Source organism: bacterium (assembly GCA_037131655.1).
In the GTDB taxonomy this organism is placed as follows: Bacteria; Armatimonadota; Fimbriimonadia; order Fimbriimonadales; family JBAXQP01; genus JBAXQP01.
Genome location: JBAXQP010000261.1, coordinates 1 through 3,859, shown reverse-complemented (window position 1 = coordinate 3,859; position 3,859 = coordinate 1). Strand labels below are relative to the sequence as shown.

The window sequence follows — 3,859 nt, the reverse complement described above, 5'->3', positions numbered from 1 at the left end:
CGCCATTAACTGAAAAAGCTTCACGAGTGATTAGCATCTGGGAAGTCGATCGAATGAAATTGGGTGGACGTATAGCTTTCGGAAGTCAATTTCAGGGTATAGCAGGTTCATTCCTTGTGTGGAACGCTTGTGCCGTTGGTCAACGATGCTATGGGTTGCAAGACAGTTCAGGACAAGCGATCGGCTTGTTTACTATCGAACTCATTAAAGCCATGCAAGAGAACCGAGGGGCAGTACAGAATGTAGGTGAGCTGGAAATCCTGATCGCTCCTCGTATTCTACAGGCTTCATCTTCACTTGCTAAGGTATCGGGGGAAGCTAAGCAAATACAGATACCACCCAAACCACTTACGTCGAATTTAAATATAGAGGACGCTGCGCTGTAACGAAGTGATGCCCCAATAATACTGCCAATAACTGCCATGGGGATCGCAGCAGCTGATTCTTGTGGTAGTTATTATTTCAATAGGGTTAAAGCAAGGGTAGACGATTGACTTATCCCTGCAGTGCTTTGAGCGAGATAGAGTAGTCAGTTTCTAATTTAAGCACAGGGATACTACTTTGCAAGGCTAGTTTCGGGGGGAAATAGAATGAATTTAACTCAGAAAATCATTAAAGAGCATCTTGTTTCAGGGGAGATGAACCCTGGCGAGGAAATCTCTATTCGGATTGACCAGACGTTAACACAAGATGCGACCGGCACGATGGCCTATCTTCAATTCGAGGCGATGGGACTATCGCAAGTCAAAACTAAGCTGTCGGTCAGCTATGTCGACCATAATATGCTTCAACAGGGCTTCGAGAGTGCTGACGACCATCTTTTCCTTCAATCAATCGCAGCCCGTTATGGCATTATCTATTCAAAGCCTGGGAACGGTATTTGTCATCAAGTACATCGAGAACGTTTTGGGGTTCCAGGTCAAACACTTTTAGGTTCGGATAGCCATACTCCAACCTGTGGTGGACTTGGGATGTTGGCAATCGGCGCAGGAGGGCTTGATGTGGCGGTGGCGATGGGAGGCGGTCCATTCTATCTTAATATGCCTATCGTCGTTGGTGTAAAGTTGACCGGAGAGCTTCAACCATGGGTTGGAGGGAAGGACGTAATCCTTGAAATACTTCGGCGCCTAACCGTAAAAGGGGGTACAGGGAAGGTTTTTGAGTACTTCGGCCCCGGTGTTAAAAGTCTAGCTGCAACCGATCGATTTACAATCACCAATATGGGCGCTGAACTTGGCGCAACGACCAGCATTTTCCCTTCGGATGAGAGGACGCGCGAGTTCCTAACAGCTCAAGGAAGGGAAGTGGACTGGGTCGCAACCGCATCGGATGCCGGTGCAGGATATGATGAAGAATTAGAAATAGACTTAGACAGTTTAGCGCCGATGATTGCCCAACCCCACTCTCCGGACAATGTGATTTCTGTTCGAGAGGCGGTTGGTATTCCCGTTCAGCAGGCGTGTATTGGTTCCTGCACTAATTCATCCTATCATGATTTAGCGATTGCAGCTACCATGCTCAAAGGCCGAGTGGTTCATTCTAACGTATCGATGACTGTGACACCCGGAAGCAAATCGGTCTACGAAACCGTTGCTGCATCAGGAGTGTTGGCCGATCTGATCTCAGCAGGTTGTCGAATTCTCGAATCAGCGTGTGGGCCTTGCATTGGTATGGGGCAAGCTCCTCCATCTAATGGGGTCTCGGTACGATCCTTTAATCGCAATTTCGAAGGCCGGAGCGGGACAAAAGATGCGAGGGTCTATTTGGCTAGCCCTGAAACAACTGTGGCTTGTGCGATTGCAGGAGTAATCGCCGATCCACGCGAACTCGGAATCACCTGGCCGGGTCGTGAAGAACCAAAGCAATATGTAGTCAACGATGTCGGCATTATCAAACCTCCTATCAAAGCTGAAGAACGAGAAAAAATTGAGGTGCTACGAGGTCCTAATATCAAACCGTTGCCGGTGAACACACCAATAAAGCCGAAGCTGTCGGGCGAAGTATTGTTAAAGGTTGGTGACAATATCTCTACAGATCACATCTTGCCCGCCGGGGCAAAAGTGCTTCCGCTGCGTTCCAATGTGCCGGCAATTTCTGAATACGTCTTTACTCGAGTTGACGAGACTTTCGCAACGCGTGCTAAAGCAAAAAATGGTGGATTTATTGTTGGCGGCGCAAACTATGGCCAAGGTTCCAGCCGTGAGCATGCAGCTTTAGCTCCGATGTTCTTGGGCGTTAAGGCTGTTATTGCCAATCAATTTGCCCGTATCCATCGCGCGAACCTAATTAACTTCGGAATTGTGCCATTAACCTTTACGTCTGATAAGGATTTTGATACAATTGAACAAGGGGATGTTCTTGAAATCGACGTTCAGCCTATCCTCGACGGACAAGAAATCGTAATGATATTTGTGGCAAGCAAAGGTATTCAGATACCGGTCCGACATGATTTGACGGAACGGCAACGGGCAATCCTTAAAGCTGGAGGCTTACTCAATTTCACCGTAAGCCAGAGTTAGGATAGCCTATGATGTTCCCCGTTGCGATGGCAATAGAGACAGTTCTTGGGCAACGATTGTTCATGGTTATTTTCTGTCAATAGTTTTTTTAGGTAATTAGTAAAGTTGGCACGTTTATAATGCTGGTTCCATTAGCACCGATTATTCGGTAAATAACAAGGAGCAATTCAGGTGGAGATTCAACTGCGAAATGGTAAATCTTTCCCTATCGAAATGCACAAAGTGCGTATCGTTCAAAGCATCAGCCTACCGTCACTTAATGATCGACTAAAGGCTATTGAAGAAGGCGGTTATAATACCTTCTTGCTTCGAACTCGAGATGTGTTTTTGGACATGCTAACGGATAGCGGCGTTAATGCAATGAGTGACAATCAGCTTGCAGCAATGATGGTTGCTGATGACGCTTATGCCGGAAGTGAGAGCTATTACCGCATGGTTGATGCGGTTACCGATACGCTTGGTTACAAGCTCTCTATGCCAGTTCACCAAGGAAGAGCCGCCGAGCACTTAATTGACAAAGTATTCCTCAAACCCGGTCAGATAGTTGCAACTAACTTTCACTTCACAACTACTCGCGCACATGTTGAAGTATTGGGCGGTACTATGCTCGAGCTTTATGCTGATGAGGCGCTGAATACCCAAAGTACTCATCCCTTCAAGGGTAACTTCGACCTAGACAAGGTAAATGCGGTTATTAAGAAATATGGCAGGGAAGGGATTGCTTATATTCGATTTGAAGCGACAACTAACCTGTTAGGCGGACAGCCCTTTTCGATGGAAAACATGCGTGCCGTTCGCAAAATCTGCGATGATAATGGCATCATGTTGGTAATGGATGGAAGCTTGCTTGGCGAGAATGCTTACCTCATCAAGGAGCGCGAAGCCGGTTATCAGAACAAGAGCGTTGCAGAGATCATCTTAGAGATGTGCTCGAAGATCGATCTCTATTACATGAGTGCTCGAAAGAATGCAAGTGTGCGCGGCGGTTTAATCGCTACCAATAATGAAGAATATTTTGGCGCTTTGCGCGATTTCCTGCCGTTATATGAAGGCTTTGCGACATATGGTGGTATGTCCATTAAAGAAGTCGAAGCGATGGCCGTTGGTTTGCGCGAGATGGTCAATGAAGATGTCGCCGGATGCTCCGTTCGTGAAGTAAAATACTTCATCAATCGATTCTTAGAGACAGGAGTGCCGGTAGTAACCCCTCCTGGTGGATTGGCAGCTCACTTGGATGCCAAACGATTTGTGCCTCATATACCTCAAACGCAATACCCAGCCGGAGCTTTGGCAGCAGCGGTCTATCTCTGTTCAGGAATTCGAACAATGGAGCGAGGCAC

3 protein-coding genes are annotated in these 3,859 nt (G+C 47.0%); all 3 read left to right on the top strand.

What is annotated here, in order from left to right; genetic code table 11:
* Positions 1–386, top strand: a 386-nt coding sequence (locus WCO51_10805; protein ID MEI6513744.1) for a hypothetical protein, incomplete at its 5' end; no start/stop codon positions are given.
* Positions 387–590: 204 nt separating this feature from the next.
* Positions 591–2,519: an aconitate hydratase gene (locus WCO51_10800; protein MEI6513743.1), complete on the top strand. Its 1,929-nt coding sequence runs from the start codon at positions 591–593 to the stop codon at positions 2,517–2,519.
* A 171-nt stretch (positions 2,520–2,690) separates the two neighbouring features.
* Positions 2,691–3,859, top strand: a 1,169-nt coding sequence (locus WCO51_10795) for a tryptophanase (protein ID MEI6513742.1), incomplete at its 3' end; no start/stop codon positions are given.